Genomic DNA, 16,725 nt, shown 5'->3' with positions numbered 1-16,725 from the left:
ACTAGGCAAGCCTGCCCAGAGGGCAGTTCATGGTGATCCATTCTTCTAATGACAACATCAACCCACGGTTCTGACAAGCGCTCATCTAGCGTCTCCTACCTAGGGTTGTCTGTAATGCAGAGGTCATGATGCAAAGCAATGCGATGGCCACTTTGCGGGTCATCTGTGTCACTACGCTCTTCCCGTTGGTCTGGATCACCCTGGCCATGATCAATGGCAGTGAGCGCCATGGGGTGAGCCAATTGGTTGACGTTCCCGCTAGGCCATTACCCGCAAAGCGCAAGCTCGTTGCAGATCATGCTGCGGCTATTCACGATTCGGTGCTGTCAGCACTGCTGCTGAATTCGTCCAGTTCCTCTCTCCCCAAGGAGCCAGCGTCGAATCGAAAGGAGGGCCCTTTCCTTCAGTCATCAAGCCCGAAAGAAGGCCTTGGACATAATCCATCCTCAAGCCCAGCGGCCGTGCCATCTGAACGAAGCGACAACGTCCTGGTTGCGTCTTCAAGAGCAAGGGAAGAAGGGCTCCGTGAACAGATTGGAGTTCCCCGGCCGGGCGTTTCGATCGGATTCAGCAAGGCTGATCTGCTGGGCGGTCCGCTCACCCTCGCCTCCTCACGCGAAGTCGTGATGCCGGTTCTTGCTAGGGCTCAACGTGCACACTGGGCAAGCAGCGGTGATCCACTAGCGCCACTGCCCGCCGAGTGGCGCACTCCCATGCGCCAGGCGGTAAACCAGCTCGTTTCTACCAGCAAACAGAAACTCACCGAACTCACTGCACAAGTTGTTCATCTTCCCTCAACCAGAGTTACCCTGATAGAACAGGTGCCTGTGGTAATCCACCACGACGGTACTGCCACTTTGCTGCGTGCGCCCCACAGTCGTGCAGCAATCAAAGACATTGAAGACTGGGCTGCACAACAGCCTGTACCGAATCAAGGCGCTCTATCCATCGCATTGGTAACCATCCACCCGTTGCGGCAATCGCTGCCATCCCCACCAAAGGCAGTGAATTCCCGGATTGATTCAAGGCTGCCACCTCCAGTCTCAGCGACCCAGGCCAGCTCTGTCAGGCCGCTCCAAGGGACTAGCTTTCCCATACCACCGCCCCTCCCAACAGAGGGCCAACGGCTGGCAAAATGAATTGGGGCCCGCCATGTGGCCATGCGAAGCCGCCGCTGACAAGCTCCCAGCAGCGCCTTTTCGCTCCATCACGCAGTTTCCAACCCCACGCCAGAACTCGACCCATTCACCACGTCATCAACGGGGAAAAGGTTGGCAGCCTGCTTGTGCTTTCCTAGCGGTGATCCCTCACGAGGTTGTTCATTCCTGCGGCTAAACAACACGCTGTTGGGGGATGGAGTCACCGGGATGTGGTCTGCTCGAAATCACCAAACCCGAGCTAACTGTTGCCCATGAGCCCCACCCATCCATCCCTGCTATCCCAGGACCCTTGCTTCGCAGTCGGAGTGGCTTTCCAGAGTTTCAACCAACCAATGATCCAAAGGACATCATTATCAGCAGATGTCCACAAGGGCGGAACGAGCGCCGTCCGCAGATTCAGAAACCACTGCGGTTCTCAGTGCCAGGCGAATAGCTCCTCAACCGCCTGCTCCGCGGCAATGAAACGCCCAAGCAAGGCCGAGGCGAAGCGAGGTCGTGGGGCAAGACTTGATCAAGGCAGTGGAACAGCCAGGGGAACGGCCAATGTGGCGCCGCCCTGCCCCCGGCATCGCCTGTCGCAGGGCGATGCAGAGGTCGTCCTCGAGGCCAGGTGACACTGCTGCGCGGCGTCGACGGCTGCCGGGCCGGCTGGTTGTGCGTGGAGCTGGGGCAGCAAGAACGGCTGGTGCGGGTGCGGCTCTGCCGCAGCGCCGTCGAGCTGTTCAAGGGGGCTGAACCAGCCATCACCGCCATCGATATGCCGATCGGACTGGGCGACAACGGGCCACGTCCCTGCGACCGGGCGGCACGGCGCTTCCTGCGCCAGCGGGGTAGCAGTGTGTTTCCTGCACCGGTGCGGGCCGTGCTCGCGGCCACCTCCTATGTACAGGCCTGTGAACTCTCGCTGGCCGCGCAGGGGCGCAAGCTCAGCAAGCAGAGCTTTTTCCTGCTGCCGAAGATCCGCGAGCTCGATGGGGTGTTGCGGGCGAATGCGCAGCTGGCCGCTGCCACGGTGGAGGCGCACCCTGAGGTGTGCTTCGCTCGCTGGAACGGCGACACGCCGATGCTCCATGCCAAGAAGACGGCTGCCGGCCGCGCCGAGCGGCTCGCCCTGGTGGAGGGTTGCTTCCCTGGCACCGTCAACCGCGTGCGGAGCCGATTTCTGAAGCGGGAGGTGGCCGACGACGACATCCTTGATGCCCTAGCCACTCTGCACACCGCCAGCCGTCTCGCCGACGGGTCAGCCGTGGCCTTTGGTGACGCTGACGTCAGAGACAGTGCCGGCCTGCCGATGCGGATCTGGGGATGAGCCAGGCCCACAACCACATACCCACCCCGCAGACCTGCGCCTAACCCCATCCACCTCTGACTGCTTCCTGCCAAAAAAAAGCCCCCGCAATCTGCGGGGGCTGCTGATCGATCGGTGCTCTTCAACCTGTCTTCAATGAAAACCTGTTGAAGAACGTAGGGGATCAGCCGATCGCCGGAGCGGTCAGGGCCACAGGGGTGGCTTCGGCAGACGCCAGGTCGAGCGGGAAGTTGTGCGCATTGCGCTCGTGCATCACTTCCATGCCCAGGCCTGCACGGTTCAGCACATCCGCCCAGGTGTTCACCACACGGCCTTGGCCGTCGAGGATCGACTGGTTGAAGTTGAAACCGTTCAGGTTGAAGGCCATCGTGCTCACGCCCAGGGCGGTGAACCAGATGCCCACCACCGGCCAGGCGGCCAGGAAGAAGTGCAGGCTGCGGCTGTTGTTGAAGGAGGCGTACTGGAAGATCAGGCGACCGAAGTAGCCGTGAGCAGCCACGATGTTGTAGGTCTCTTCTTCTTGGCCGAACTTGTAGCCGTAGTTCTGGCTTTCGCTTTCGGTCGTCTCACGCACCAGCGAGCTGGTGACGAGCGAACCGTGCATGGCCGAGAACAGGGAGCCGCCGAACACACCAGCCACACCCAGCATGTGGAAGGGGTGCATCAGGATGTTGTGCTCCGCCTGGAACACCAGCATGAAGTTGAAGGTGCCGGAGATGCCGAGGGGCATGCCGTCAGAGAAGGAACCCTGACCGAAGGGGTAGATCAGGAACACGGCGGAAGCAGCGGCCACAGGAGCGCTGTAAGCGACGCAGATCCAGGGGCGCATGCCGAGGCGGTAGGAGAGTTCCCACTCGCGGCCCATGTAGCAGAAGATGCCGATCAGGAAGTGGAACACCACCAGCTGGTAAGGACCGCCGTTGTACAGCCACTCATCGAGGCTGGCGGCTTCCCAGATGGGGTAGAAGTGCAGGCCGATGGCGTTGCTGGAAGGAACAACGGCGCCGGAGATGATGTTGTTGCCGTACATCAGCGAACCGGCGACCGGCTCACGGATGCCGTCGATGTCGACAGGGGGGGCAGCGATGAAGGCCACGATGAAGCAGATCGTGGCGGCCAGCAGGGTGGGGATCATCAGCACACCGAACCAGCCCACATAGAGGCGGTTGTTGGTGGAGGTGACCCACTCGCAGAACTGGCTCCATGCAGACGCGCCTTGGCGCTGCTGAAGAGTGGTGGTCATGAGAGCGTTGGGTGTGGCCCCCGAAGGGGTCGGTTAAGTAAGGCGAAAGCGTCGGGGGAACGTCCCCTCCGCAGGCCGGAGCCTTTCGCCTGACGCAATGTAACAGGACATTGCGGGATGTGTGGGGCGCTTAAGGTTTGGCTTCGGTTTTCAGCAGTGGCGGCGCAAGAGCGTTCACACAGGCGGATGAACAGGCAGCTGCACCGGCAGAGATGAGCATGCAGCTGCACCGGCAGAACAGAAGGCGAAGCCACGCGGCGATCCGCCGCAGCCGCGACCCCGTCGTGCGCTGGAGCCCCAGCGTCACCCTGGTGCCCACCCACGCCTGCTTCAACGCCTGCACCTACTGCAGCTTTCGCCGCCCCCCCGGCACTGCGCCACTGCTCACCACAGCTGAAGCCCGCGAGCAGCTCGCCCGACGGCCTCAGGCCAGCGAAGTGCTGCTGCTCTCCGGAGAAACCGCCCCCGCTTCTCCGCAGCGGGCCGCCTGGTTCGCCCGGCTGCTGGCGCTGAGCAGGGAGGCGCTCGCCATGGGGCGCCTGCCTCACACCAATGCCGGCCCGCTGTCGCTGCGGGAAATGGCGGCCTTGGGGCGGCTGAACCCCTCGCTCGGGCTGATGCTCGAAGGGCTGGGCCCCGCCTACGACCGTCTGCACCGGGCCGCCCCCAGCAAGCGGCTGGAGCGGCGCATCGGCCAGCTCGTGCAGGCCGGCCGGCTGGGCATTCCGTTCACCACCGGTCTGCTGCTGGGCGTGGGCGAAACGTCGGCGGATCGCCGCCGTGCGCTGGAGTTGCTGGCGAGGCTGCAGCGCCGCTGGGGCCATCTCCAGGAAGTGATTCTTCAGCCCTGGCGCCCCGATGGCGCGCAGGCCCGCCCGCTGGATGCAGCGGAGCAGGCGGCGGTGCTCGACACGATCCGGCTGGCGCGCCGGCTGCTGCCGCCCGAAGTGAACCTGCAGTTGCCCGCCAACCTGTGGCCGCTCGATGGCCTGGCGGACGCGATCGCTGCCGGCATCAACGACCTGGGCGGCATCGATGTTCACGATGTGATCAATCCCGCCTACCCCCAACCCAGCCCGGCCCAGCTCTATGCCCGGCTGGCGGCTGCCGGCTGGCAGCTGCGCCCGCGGCTGTGCGTGCAGCCCGCCTGGATCGCCTGGCTGCCGCCTGCCCTGCGCCGCCGGGCCACTGATCTTGAAGTGAGATTGTTAGCGTCCGACTTCGCCTGAACCGGCTGGACGTGCCGCACGCCACCACCATCGAACCTTCACCGGAACCTTCGCCGGGCCGGCCTGCCGATCACGCCGAAGGCCCCAATGGCGAGCGGGTGCTGCTGATCCGCTTGCCCTGCAATCCGATCTTTCCCGTCGGTCCGGTGTATCTGGCCGATCATCTGCACAAACGCTTCCCGCAGCTGCCCCAGCGCCTGCTTGATCTGGCGGCCCTGCCGGTGCTGGATGTGGAGCGGGTGCTGCTGGCCACGATCGACGCCTTCCGTCCCACCCTGCTGGTGTTCTCCTGGCGCGACATTCAGATTTATGCGCCGGTGGATGGCCGGGGCGGCAACCCCCTGCAGAACTCCTTCGAGGTGTTCTATGCGCGCGACCCGCTGAAACGCCTGCGCGGTGCCATCGGGGGGCTGCGTCTGATGGGGGAGTTCTATGGAGAGCTGTGGCGCAATCTGCGCCTGGTGCGCAAGGGCCTGGCCCGCTCCCGTCGCTATCACTCCAGCGCCCGCGTCGTGCTCGGCGGTGGTGCGGTGAGCGTGTTCTACGAGCAGCTGGGCCGTCGCCTGCCCAAGGGCACGGTGGTGTCGGTGGGCGAAGGCGAGCCACTGCTGGAGAAGCTGATTGAAGGCGTCTCACTGGATGGTGAACGCTGTTTTTTGGTGGGCGAAGAGCCCCGGCCTGGCCTGATTCACGAGCAGCCCGCCGGTCTGATCAAAACAGCCTGCGATTACAACTACATCGCTTCAATCTGGCCCCAGCTCGATTGGTATCTCGATGCGGGTGATTTCTATGTGGGCGTGCAGACCAAGCGAGGCTGTCCGCATAACTGCTGCTACTGCGTGTACACGGTGGTGGAAGGAAAGCAGGTGCGGGTGAACCCGGTGGCTGAGGTGGTGGCGGAGATGCGTCAGCTCTACGACCGCGGCGTGCGCGGCTTCTGGTTCACCGATGCCCAGTTCATTCCTGCGCGTCGTTATATCGAGGATGCCAAGGAGCTGCTGCGGGCGATTCAGGCGGAGGGGCTCAGCGATATCCGCTGGGCGGCCTATATCCGCGCCGACAACCTGGACGCTGAACTGGCTGAGTTGATGGTAGCTACGGGCATGAGTTACTTCGAGATCGGCATTACCTCCGGCAGCCAGGAGCTGGTGCGCAAGATGCGCATGGGCTACAACCTTCGCACCGTGCTGGAGAATTGCCGCCTGCTGGTGCGCGCCGGCTTCCGCGAAACGGTGTCCGTTAATTACTCCTTCAACGTGATTGATGAACGGCCGGAAACGATCCGCCAGACCGTGGCCTATCACCGGGAGCTGGAGCGGATCTTCGGCGTGCAGCAGGTGGAGCCGGCGATCTTCTTCATCGGCCTGCAGCCCCACACGCACCTGGAGCAGTACGCCTTTGATCAGAACATCCTGCAGCCCGGTTACAACCCGATGAGCATGATGCCCTGGACGGCCAGGAAACTGCTCTGGAATCCCGAGCCACTCGGCAGCACCTTCGGCCGGATCTGTCTGGAAGCCTTCGAGACGAACCCCGCTGATTTCGGTCGCACCGTGATGGATCTGCTCGAGCGCGATTACGGCACGGCCCCGTTGGAGGAGTCGCTGCATGCGCCGGTGGAAGGGCGCCGGGCCCTTGCTACGGCTGTCGGGTGATGATTTCTGGAGCGTTCAGTGGGATGGCGGCAGACGGCCGGACTCTCGACTCTCTTTCGCTGCATGGTCTCCAGGCTCCAAGTCGTCCATGACTTTGTTCCGCATCCTCGGCCCATTCTACGGCGCAGGTTTTATACCGGGGTGCTAAGTCAGCGCGCCGAAAGGGCTTGTTGAATCTGCTGGGGAATGGGTTCGCTCTCGCTGGGTCTTCCTGGTTGAGGAAGATCCAGCTGGCTGCCCCATCCCTTTCGACAGCCGGCTGCTTGAAAAGGCCTACAAAATCTTCCTTAGTGTGAGGCTCTATGTCGCGGCGCGCTGTTGATTCGGTTTGCGAACCGCCACAGTTTCAGTGTCACTTGAACGTCTAGTCCCCTACTTTCCTGATGCGTTCTCCATTCAATGCCCCGCTACGCTTTCGTCGAGCAGTATTCCGAGGAGGATTGCGGCGCTGCCTGTGTCGCGACCGTGGCTCGCCAGTACGGCCGGAATCTTTCTCTCGCGCGTGTGCGTGAGCTGGTCGGCACCGGCTCCCTCGGTTCCACTCTGTTGGGGCTGCGCCGAGGGGCCGACGCCATTGGCTTTCAGGCCCGAGCGGTGCGTGCCGAGTCCGACTTGCTTCGGCATCTCGACACCGTTCCCCTGCCAGCGATCTGCCACTGGAAGGGCAATCACTGGGTGGTACTCCATGTAAAGCGCAGGCAGAGCTACCTGATCGCCGATCCGGCTGTTGGGCTGCGCTGGTTGTCCGAGCGGGAGTTTCTGGAGGGCTGGAGCAACGGCGTGATGCTGCTGCTCGAGCCCGATCTCCATCGTCTGAGCCAACAGGAGGAGGCTCAACGGGCCCCCTTCCTGCGGTTCCTGAGGTTGGTGCTGCCCTATCGGGGCCTGCTAGTGCAGGCCCTGGCGATTAATGCGGTGATCGGTCTACTCGCTCTGGCGATGCCGCTGCTGATGCAGTTCCTCACCGACGACGTGCTGGTGAGGCGGGACAGCCAGTTGCTCACCAGCCTTGGGCTGGGAATGTTACTGCTGTTCGTCTTCCGCAACCTGATCTCCCTGCTGCAGGGCCATCTCGTGGGCCATTTCGCCCAGCGCCTGCAACTCGGGATGTTGCTCGAGTACGGCCATCAGCTGCTGAGGTTGCCGATGACCTATTTCGACAGCCACCGCAGCGGCGAAGTTGTAAGCCGAATCAGCGATGTCAACCGCATCAATGGTCTGATCGGCGATGTGGTGCTCGGCCTCCCCAGCCAGCTCTTCGTCGCCCTGGTGTCGCTCGCGGTGATGTTGGCCTACAGCCCTGCCCTCACGGTCGTTGCCTTGCTCGCATTCCTGCTGGTGGTGAGTGCCAATCTGCTGTTCCTGCCTGCGCTGCGGCAGAAGACCCGCCGTCTCATCGTGCAGTCCGCCGAGAATCAGGGGTTCCTGGTCGAGGCTTTCCGCGGAGCCCAGGTTCTCAAAACCACCGAAGCTACCCCGCAGGTCTGGGATGAATACCAGAGCAATTTCGGAACCCTGTCTCATCTGCGCTGGAAGACGCTGCAGCTGAAGTTGTTTGGCTCCAGCACCACCGAGCTTCTCTCCAACGTCACCACTCTGGCGCTGCTCTGGTATGGAAGCACTTTTGTCATCGCCGGCCGGCTGAGCATTGGCCAGCTGCTGGCCTTCAACGGCATGGGGTTCAACGTGCTGGAGTTCCTGGATTCGCTGGTGGCCTTCGCCGGCGACTTCATCACTGCTCAGGTGGTGTTCCATCGCCTCTCGGAGGTGCTCAATGGCACGGTGGAGGATCCCAAGGCCGCAACGAAGCCCTGGGTGGCGCTTCCACTGGGTTGTGAGATCCGCTGCCAGGATCTCGGCTTTCACCATGCCGGGCGCATGGAGCTGCTCAAGGATTTCGATATCACGATCCCGGGCGGCTTCATGACCGCATTGATCGGCGAGTCAGGTTGCGGCAAAAGCACCCTGGTGAAGCTGATGGCGGGTCTTTATCCGCCCCAGAGCGGCACGATTCACTACGGACCCTACGGGCTCAAGGACATCTCGCTCGAGTGTCTCCGGCAGCAGGTGGCGCTCATCCCACAGGATCCGCAGTTCTTCAACCGAACCATCCTGGAGAACTTTCGCTTCACCTATCCCGATGCCGGCTTCGATCAGGTGGTGGCTGCCTGTGATCTGGCCCTGGCCGATGAGTTCATCCGCGAGCTCCCCGACGGCTATCAGACAGTGCTGGGTGAGTTCGGTGCCAACCTCTCCGGCGGCCAGCGGCAGCGTCTGGCGATCGCCCGGGCGCTGGTGGCCAGGCCGCCGGTGCTGATCCTGGATGAATCCACAGCGGCTCTGGATCCCGGCTTGGAGCGCCGTCTGCTGGATCGGCTTCTGCCGCTGCGGCAGGGTCTCACCACCGTGATGGTTAGCCACCGACCCAGCGTGATCCTCCGCTGCGACTGGATCGTGTACCTGGAGCGCGGCAAGGTGAAGTTTCAGGGACGGCCCCAGGACCTGCGCGATGTGGAACCACTCACCCCCTATCTCCTGCCCGCATGAGCGATCCATCTCCTGTTGATCCGCCCTCGGCTCGGTCCATGCTGACGGTGTCGGCGGAGGCCCGAAAGCCTGAGAAACTCGCAGCGCGGCAGGTCGATGCCGGTCTGGTGCTCCGGCCCAGCACCAGCGAGGAGTTTCTACCTTCAGTGCGGCCGTGGGTGAGGCTTCTCGGTCTGGTGATGCTGGGAAGCTTCGTCAGCGCGGTCGGCCTGATGGCGGTCTGGCCCTACCGGGTGGTGGTGCGTGGAAGCGGCCAGATTCGCCCCACTGGAGAAACCAGTGTCATCCATGCCCCTTTGAGCGGCCGGGTGCGCAGCGTCGACGCCCGGGCCAATCAGACCGTGCGTCGGGGCCAGGTGATTGCGGTGCTGGATCCCGCCGACCTGGAGGGAAGGCGGGAGCAACTGGCCTCCAGCCGCAGCGCCCTCGAACGGGAACTGGAGGCCCTGCGCAGCCAGAACAGGGCGGCGGTGCAGGGTGCTGAGCTGCAGGTGGAGAAGGCCCAGGCCGCCCTCCAGCTGGCCCAGGCGGAGTTCAACCGCTTCCAGCTGCTGAGGAACAGCGGAGCGATCGCACCGCTCCAGCTCGATGAGAAGGCCGCCAACCTGGAGGTGGCCAGCTCCGACCTGGCCAAGGCCCGACGCGCCGTCGAGGAGGTGCGCTTTCGCGACAATGCCCAGCTCTCCAGGCTCGCCCAGGAGTTCGCCGCCAACAGCGGGGAACGCGCCCAGGTCAGCCGGGATCTGGGCATCACCCTGGTGCGTGCGCCTGTGGATGGAGTGCTCTTCTCCATGCAGCTGTTCAACCCCCAGCAGGTGGTCCAGCAGGGCCAAGAGCTGGCTCGCATCGCCCCCAGCGGCAGGGGGCTGGTGGCGAAGATGACCGTGGCCTCCGAAGATATCGACAACGTGAAGCCAGGTCAGCGGGTGGACCTTCGCCTTGCTGGTTGTCCTTTCCCCGATTTCGGCACCCTGCGGGGAACGGTGCGGTCTGTTTCTCCAGACGTGATCAGGCCGGCGGCTGCGCAGGCACCGCCTCAATCCCCAGCGCCATCAGCAGCAGGGACCTCGTCGGGATACGAAGTCACCGTGGTGCCGCACACCACGGTGATGCGATCCGGCTCAAGACGCTGTGACGTGCGTCTGGGAATGAACTTCACCGCGGACATCACCACGAGAATGGAAACGGTGCTGCGCTTCGTTCTGCGCAAGGGGAGATTCGTGCTGCCCACCTGACGATCGATCTTGCGACAAATTCCGAATCTCCAGGCTTAGATGATGTTCAGCTGAGCTTGAAACTCCGCAGAAATATCAACCCCGCCGGGCGGGGTCTCAGATACCTCAAGGGCGGTCTCTGCACTCACGTCGGCAACGCCGGGGCGGCTGATCGCCAACCCGGTGACAGGTCTCGGGCATGTCTTGGAGGGATCTGATAATCGATCCCTTGGGAGGTCTTGGCGGGATCTTTATCCGAAGTCCCGTCCCCCTGTCGGCCAGTGAAGCGGCATCGAGTCCTTGTCAGACCCCGGCGCTCTGTGCATCGGACAGCAGGGTGAAAATCATTGAGGATGGAGGTGGGGAGTGCGAGTCAACCGGACAAAAAAGAACGGAACCGTGATGAATCGATCGGGCGACTGCTTCAACGGAGTGGCAATGTCCTGCTGGAAAGCCATCAAGGCTACAAAGCTTTCTGACGACCATTCTCCATTTCTGCAGCAGTCGTCAGTCATGGTTCAAATGTTCACCGGGGCGCTCAAGGACATGTCTTTGCGAATGATTGCTGGATGACTGACCATCCTTGCGCTGCGGTTCGCTTGGTTGGAGGTATTGATTCATCCTGGAAACAAGCGATCGGTTGTGATCCAGGAACGGTATCCACCACGCCATCAACCCGGTTCACGTCTCTCTGTAAGGGAGCCCCAGGCCAGCAGTGCCCCCAGCCCCAGCCAGCCGATCAGGCCTCCGATTGGATTGGGCACCTCCCCCCCGGGTCCCACCAGCCAAGCCGGCGCCTCAGGCGCCAGTTGCAGCAGCCCGGTCTGGAGCACGAACCAGCCGCCCACCAGGCCGCCATGCAGGCCGATCGCTCCCCACAGCACGCCCCCGTCACTGCGTCGCTGCAGGGCCAGAGCCAGCCCCAGCAGGATCAGCCCGCCCAGCAGTCCGATGGCTCCCGGGTTGCCGGCCCGGTACCAGGGATGCACCAGGGCGAACAGCGCAGCCTGCAGCAGCAGGGCGCGGCGGCGGCTCAGCTGCAGGGACAGCTCACCCCAGAGCCAGCCGCGGAACAGCAATTCCTCGGCGAAGCCCACCCCCAGCAGCAGGGCCAGGGCGTTGAGCAGCTCGCCGGCCTTCAGATCCAGCTGCCACGCAGCCTGTCCGCTGGTCAGCAGCACAGCGGCTACCAGTGCCAGCAGCAGGGCGGCCTTGGCCAGTCCGCCCAGGAACGCCCGCACCGCCATCAGCGGTGTCGCCACCACCCCGAGCCGCCGCCAGGGATGGGTGGCGCCCCAGCTGCGGCGCAGGCGCCAGGGCAGGCTGAACAGCAGGAGCAGCAGGGCCACCACCAGCCCGGCCAGGTCGATCTGATCAGGCCGCAGGCCCGGCGCCAGCCATTGCAGTGGCCGCGCCGTCAGCCAGCCCACGCCGTAGAGCACAGGAACGTAGAGCAGGGTGCCGAGGCCATGGGGCCGGCGGCTCTGCTGTTCCGGTGTGGTCAGCGGCGCGGGAGCCAGGGGCTCCACTACGCCTCCGGTTCGATCGTGCTGGTGAGACCCTTGCCCTTGAGGGTTTCGCTGTAGAACTCCGCCGGCTCCAGATCGCAGACGATCACCAGCCCCACGCCGGTGTTGTGGGCTTCCAGCATCACGGCGATGGCGTCCTGCTCGCTCAGGGAGGGCACCACCTGCCGCAGGGTGGACACCACGTACTCCATCGAGTTGACAGGGTCGTTGTGCAGCAGCACCCGGTAGCGCGGCGAGGGCTTGCGCACCCGCTGCACCTCCTTGTCGATCACCGCCGCACCCCCGGGTGATCGGCCGGGGGTTTCAACCGCCTGGGGAAGGGTCATCGCCAAAGGAGGAACAACGGCAAGGGGACGGGGTGACGAGCGGCGCGCAGCCAGAAACGTGAGGTTCGAATTTAGGCAACTCCGGCGGAAGCAGGCACCAGGGAGGCGCGAGCGATGCGGGCCATCGCCTCCTCCACGTTGGCGCGGCTGTTGAAGGCTGAAAGGCGGAAGTAGCCCTCGCCTGCGGCGCCGAAACCGCTGCCCGGGGTGCCCACCACGTTGGCCTCCTCCAGCAGACGGTCGAAGAAGGCCCACGAATCGAGGCCGGCGGGGGTCTTGAGCCACACGTAGGGGGCCTGCTCGCCGCCATACACCTGCAGACCGGCCGCCGCGAGCTCGCGGCGGATGATCGCCGCGTTCTCCATGTAGAAGGCCACCAGAGCCTTCACTTCGGCTTGCCCTGCGGCGGAGTACACCGCTTCGGCGCCCCGCTGCACGATGTAGCTGACGCCGTTGAACTTGGTGCTCTGCCGCCGGTTCCACAGCCCCCAGAGCTCCACCGCTTCTCCTGCGGCGGTGGTGCCCATCAAGCCGCGGGGCACCACGGTGAGCGCGCAGCGCGTGCCGGTGAAGCCGGCGTTCTTGGAGAAGGAGCGGAACTCGATGGCGCAGTCGCGGGCCCCCTCGATCTCATAGATGGAGTGGGGCAGCTCGGGGTCCTGGATGAAGGCCTCGTAGGCAGCATCGAACAGGATCAGGGCGCCCGTGGCGCGGGCATGGTCGACCCACTGCTGCAGCTGGGCCCTGGTGGCCACAGCGCCGGTGGGGTTGTTGGGGAAGCAGAGGTAGATCAGGTCCACCGGCTGCTCGGGCAGCGGGGCGATGAAGCCGTTGTCGGCCGTGATCGGCAGGTAGGTGAGGCCGCCGTACCGGCCGCTGGCGTCAGCCTCACCGGTGCGGCCCGCCATCACATTGCTGTCCACATACACCGGATAGACGGGGTCGGTGACGGCGATGCGGTTGTCGGGGCCGAGGATGTCGAGGATGTTGCTGCTGTCGCACTTGGAGCCATCGGAGATAAAGATCTCCTCGGCATCGATCGCGCAGCCGCGGGCCTGGAAATCGTGGCGGGCGATCGCTTCGCGCAGCCACAGGTAGCCCTGCTCCGGGCCGTAGCCATGGAAGCCTTCCGCCGTGCCCATGGCGTCGATGGCGGCCTTCATCGCTTCGCGGCAGGCTGCAGGCAACGGTTCGGTCACATCGCCGATGCCGAGCCGGATCAGGGGGGCGTCGGGATGGGCCGCTGCGAAGGCCTTCACGCGCCTGGCAATCTCCGGAAAGAGATACCCGGCCTTGAGTTTGAGGTAGTTGCCGTTGACCTGAACCACTGCTGCCGCCGCCAATGTCGCTGGCAGGCATCCTGCTACGGCGCCGCACGCGCTGGAAGCAGCACGAGTGCAACGCCGCAGGTCACCGCTGCGACAGGCCCCTGCTGCAGTTGCCCCGTTTGCTTGCCCAGCCCTGCCCCGCACGCACCAGCAGCTAGCTGCGGGCGCTCCTTGACAGCTGCCTACGATCAGCCTGCGGCCTGCTGAGCGTTCAGCCATGACCATGGCGACTTCGTGTGGTTCCGCTGCTGCCGCGACGCCCACCGCCATCGCCGCGACCCCTCCGCTGCCTCACGGGCGCGTCGCTTTCGACCAGCTGGTGGACAGCACCATCGCCCGCCCCGCCCGTTACCTGGGCAACGAACGGGGCGTGCTGCCGCGCGACTGGGACAGCGCCGGTGCCCGCTGGTGTCTCACCTATCCCGATCTCTACGAGGTGGGCGCCAGCAACCTCGGCCACATCATTCTCTATTCGATTCTCAATGCGATCCCAGGCCAGCTCTGCGATCGCGCCTACCTGCCGGCGCCCGACCTGGCCGAGCGCCTGCGCCAGCAGGGCCAACCCCTGTTCGCTGTCGAAAGCCGCCGCGCCCTGGCCGTCTTCGACATCCTCGGCTTCAGCCTCAGCTACGAGCTGGGCGCCACCAACATCCTCGAGATGCTGGATCTGGCGGGATTGCCACTGCGGGCCGCCGACCGGGGCGACCTGCCGCTCAACGACCCGGCAGCCCCACCCCTGATCTTCGCCGGCGGCCCCACCGCCACCAGCAATCCCGAACCGTTCGCCGCCTTCTTCGATTTCTTCGCCCTCGGCGACGGCGAGGAACTGCTGGCAGAGATTGGCCTGGTGGTGGCCGAGGCCAAGGCCGACGGGCTGAGCCGCTCAGCGCTGCTGGCTGATCTGGCCCAGGTGCCCGGCGTCTACGTGCCGGCGCTCTATGCCCCGGGCCCCGATGGTGTCACCCTTCAGCCGCTGCGGCCGGAGCTGCCGGCGCGCGTGTTGCGGCGGGTGGCCACCCCCATGCCCCACTACGGCATGGGCCTCGTTCCCCACATCGAAACCGTCCACGACCGGCTCACGATCGAGATCCGCCGCGGTTGCACCCGGGGCTGCCGGTTCTGTCAGCCCGGCATGCTCACCCGTCCGGCCCGCGATGTGGAACCCGAGGCCGTGATTGAAGCGGTGGAGGAGGGCATGGCCCGCACCGGCTACAGCGATTTCTCCCTGCTGTCGCTCAGCTGCTCCGATTACCTCGCCCTGCCTGCGGTGGGCGTGGAGCTGCGCAACCGCCTCTCCGAGCACAACGTCAGCCTCACGCTGCCCAGCCAGCGGGTGGACCGCTTCGACCAGAACATTGCTCACATCCTGGGCGGCACCCGCAAGGCGGGCCTCACCTTCGCCCCGGAAGCCGGCACCCAACGCCTGCGCGACATCGTCAATAAGGGGCTGACCGACGCGGAGCTGCTGCGCGGCATCCGCACCGCCATGGAGAACGGCTACCGCAAGGTGAAGCTCTATTTCATGATCGGCCTGCCCGGGGAAACCGACGCCGATGTGATCGGCATCGCCGACACCTGCCGCGCTTTGCAGCAGCAGTGCCGCGATCTGGGGCGGCTGGAGCTAAATCTCACGATCAGCAACTTCACGCCCAAGCCCCACACACCCTTCCAGTGGCACAGCGTGTCCACAGCGGAGTTCCGGCGGCGCCAGGAGCTGCTGCGCCGGGAGCTGCGCACGCTCAAGGGCATCAAGTGCAATGTCACCGATTCGCGCCTGTCGGCGATGGAGGATTTCATCGGCCGGGGCGACCGGCGCCTGGCACCGGTGCTGGAGGCGGCCTGGCGGGCCGGAGCCGGCATGGATGCCTGGTTCGAAACGATCGACCGCACCCACGCCGCCTGGACCGGGGCGATTGAGGCCGAGGGACTGGGCGGCCGCTACCGGGCGCTGGAGCTGGGGGACTGGACGGCCACCGGTGCCTTGAGCGGCGCTGATCTGGAGGCCTTCTGCGCCCAGCCACTGCCGTGGGATCACGTGGATTCCGGTGTCGACAAGCGCTGGCTGGCCGAAGACCTGCAACGGGCCCTCGCTGCAGTGGTGGTGCCGGACTGCTCCTTTGAGGGTTGCAGCAGTTGCGGCGTCTGTGGGCCGGAGTTCGGCCACAACGTGGTGGTGGCGCCTCCACCGATCCCTGCGGCGCAGCCGCCGCGCAGCCCCGCCAGCGAACGGATCCAAAGGCTGCGCTTCGGCTTCAGCAAGCGGGGCTCGCTGGCACTGCTGAGCCATCTCGATCTGGCCCGCGTGCTGGAGCGGGCCCTGCGCCGCAGCCAGCTGCCGGTGAGTTTCAGCGGCGGTTTTCATCCCCTGCCCCGGCTGCAGTTCGCCCTGGCGCTGCCGCTGGGTGTGGAGGCGGAAGGTGAATGGCTCGATCTGGAGTTCGCTCAGGTCTGTCCACCGGAGGAGGTGCTCGCGCGGCTGCAGGCCCAGCTTCCACAGGGTTTCTCCCTGCACTCGGTGCAGGAGGTGCCCCTGGCGGGCCCGGCTCTTTCCCAGCAACTGGCGGAGGCCCACTGGAGCCTGCAATTGCTCCCGGAGGTCGCCGCCGGCGCAGAGCCCGGGATGGCTCCGTCCACCGACGACTGGCACCGGGCGATCGAGCATCTGTTGCAGTCCGCCACCCTCCCCTGGCGGGACAGCGACAAGAAGGGCCGCCCCCGCGAGCGGGACTGCCGCCCCTGCCTTATGACGCTGGAGCTGCTGCCAGCGCCGCAGGGCGCTGACAAAACCTCTCGTGTCATCACGGACCCTGCGTCAGTGACACTCCGCCTGCAGGCCCGCATCGATGCCCAGGGCCGCAGCATCCGCCCCGATCAGGTGCGCCAGTGGCTGGTGGAGGCGCTCGGCCAGCCCCTGCGTCTGGGCCCCTGCCTGCGTGAACGTCTGATCCTGGCGCCGCCGGCCTGAGGGCCAAGGCCTGCAGCGGCAGGTCGCCCTCAACAGCAGCCAGCCACGCTGGCTACCCCCTCCTGCGAGCCACAGCAGCGATGCACTCCTGCGAACCAAGGTGAACGGCTCGGGGCCGAGATCCAGCGGCAGAAGGGCCTGGGGTTGGCGCGTGCTAATTTCACCTCAGACGGCAGATCCGTCTGTGGCTTTCGATCCACAGCCGCATCGTCTATGGCCC

At 65.0% G+C, this 16,725-nt stretch carries 10 protein-coding genes; 6 read left to right on the top strand and 4 right to left on the bottom strand.

All coding sequences use genetic code 11. The features are described from left to right. The first annotated feature begins 1,770 nt into the window (after positions 1 to 1,770). Positions 1,771 to 2,469 (top strand): DUF429 domain-containing protein, encoded by a 699-nt coding sequence (locus KBY86_RS04700; RefSeq protein ID WP_255140375.1) that lies wholly within the window; start codon positions 1,771 to 1,773, stop codon positions 2,467 to 2,469. A gap of 163 nt (positions 2,470 to 2,632) precedes the next feature. On the opposite strand, the gene psbA is transcribed toward KBY86_RS04700, so the two are convergent. Beyond that, complete coding sequence (gene psbA / locus KBY86_RS04695) at positions 2,633 to 3,712, bottom strand: photosystem II q(b) protein (protein ID WP_255140374.1); 1,080 nt, start codon at positions 3,710 to 3,712, stop codon at positions 2,633 to 2,635. A 218-nt stretch (positions 3,713 to 3,930) separates the two neighbouring features. Between psbA and cofG the strand changes: the two genes are divergently transcribed. The 4 genes from cofG (at position 3,931) to KBY86_RS04675 (ending at position 10,378) form a co-directional block, all read left to right on the top strand. Then, complete coding sequence (gene cofG, locus KBY86_RS04690) at positions 3,931 to 4,941, top strand: 7,8-didemethyl-8-hydroxy-5-deazariboflavin synthase subunit CofG (protein ID WP_399221124.1); 1,011 nt, start codon at positions 3,931 to 3,933, stop codon at positions 4,939 to 4,941. 98 nt (positions 4,942 to 5,039) lie between these two features. Further along, positions 5,040 to 6,596 (top strand): photosystem II high light acclimation radical SAM protein, encoded by a 1,557-nt coding sequence (locus KBY86_RS04685; protein WP_255140400.1) that lies wholly within the window; start codon positions 5,040 to 5,042, stop codon positions 6,594 to 6,596. 399 nt (positions 6,597 to 6,995) lie between these two features. Next, a complete protein-coding gene (locus KBY86_RS04680; protein ID WP_255140372.1) occupies positions 6,996 to 9,143 on the top strand; it encodes a peptidase domain-containing ABC transporter in 2,148 nt (715 codons plus the stop codon). Between the two features lie 158 nt (positions 9,144 to 9,301). Beyond that, positions 9,302 to 10,378 carry an HlyD family efflux transporter periplasmic adaptor subunit gene (locus tag KBY86_RS04675; RefSeq protein ID WP_255101332.1) on the top strand — a complete coding sequence of 359 codons (1,077 nt, stop codon included), beginning with the start codon at positions 9,302 to 9,304 and terminating at the stop codon, positions 10,376 to 10,378. Between the two features lie 650 nt (positions 10,379 to 11,028). On the opposite strand, the gene KBY86_RS04670 is transcribed toward KBY86_RS04675, so the two are convergent. The 3 genes from KBY86_RS04670 to KBY86_RS04660 all read right to left on the bottom strand — a co-directional run bounded on the left by KBY86_RS04670 (position 11,029) and on the right by KBY86_RS04660 (position 13,540). Beyond that, a complete protein-coding gene (locus KBY86_RS04670) occupies positions 11,029 to 11,886 on the bottom strand; it encodes a type II CAAX prenyl endopeptidase Rce1 family protein (RefSeq protein ID WP_315855834.1) in 858 nt (285 codons plus the stop codon). After that, positions 11,886 to 12,212 carry an ATP-dependent Clp protease adapter ClpS gene (gene clpS, locus KBY86_RS04665; protein WP_255101333.1) on the bottom strand — a complete coding sequence of 109 codons (327 nt, stop codon included), beginning with the start codon at positions 12,210 to 12,212 and terminating at the stop codon, positions 11,886 to 11,888. The genes KBY86_RS04670 and clpS overlap by 1 nt, the downstream gene beginning before the upstream one ends. 71 nt (positions 12,213 to 12,283) lie before the next feature. Continuing rightward, positions 12,284 to 13,540 (bottom strand): LL-diaminopimelate aminotransferase, encoded by a 1,257-nt coding sequence (locus KBY86_RS04660; protein WP_255101334.1) that lies wholly within the window; start codon positions 13,538 to 13,540, stop codon positions 12,284 to 12,286. Positions 13,541 to 13,757: 217 nt separating this feature from the next. Here KBY86_RS04660 and KBY86_RS04655 point away from each other — a divergent pair, with 217 nt between their 5' ends. After that, a complete protein-coding gene (locus KBY86_RS04655) occupies positions 13,758 to 16,505 on the top strand; it encodes a TIGR03960 family B12-binding radical SAM protein (protein WP_255140371.1) in 2,748 nt (915 codons plus the stop codon). Positions 16,506 to 16,725: the final 220 nt, after the last annotated feature.

The sequence above is a fragment of the Synechococcus sp. Lug-A genome (assembly GCF_024345655.1).
Classification (GTDB): domain Bacteria; phylum Cyanobacteriota; class Cyanobacteriia; order PCC-6307; family Cyanobiaceae; genus MW101C3.
Note: the sequence above shows the minus strand (reverse complement) of the source record. Positions and strands in the feature narration are given on the sequence as shown.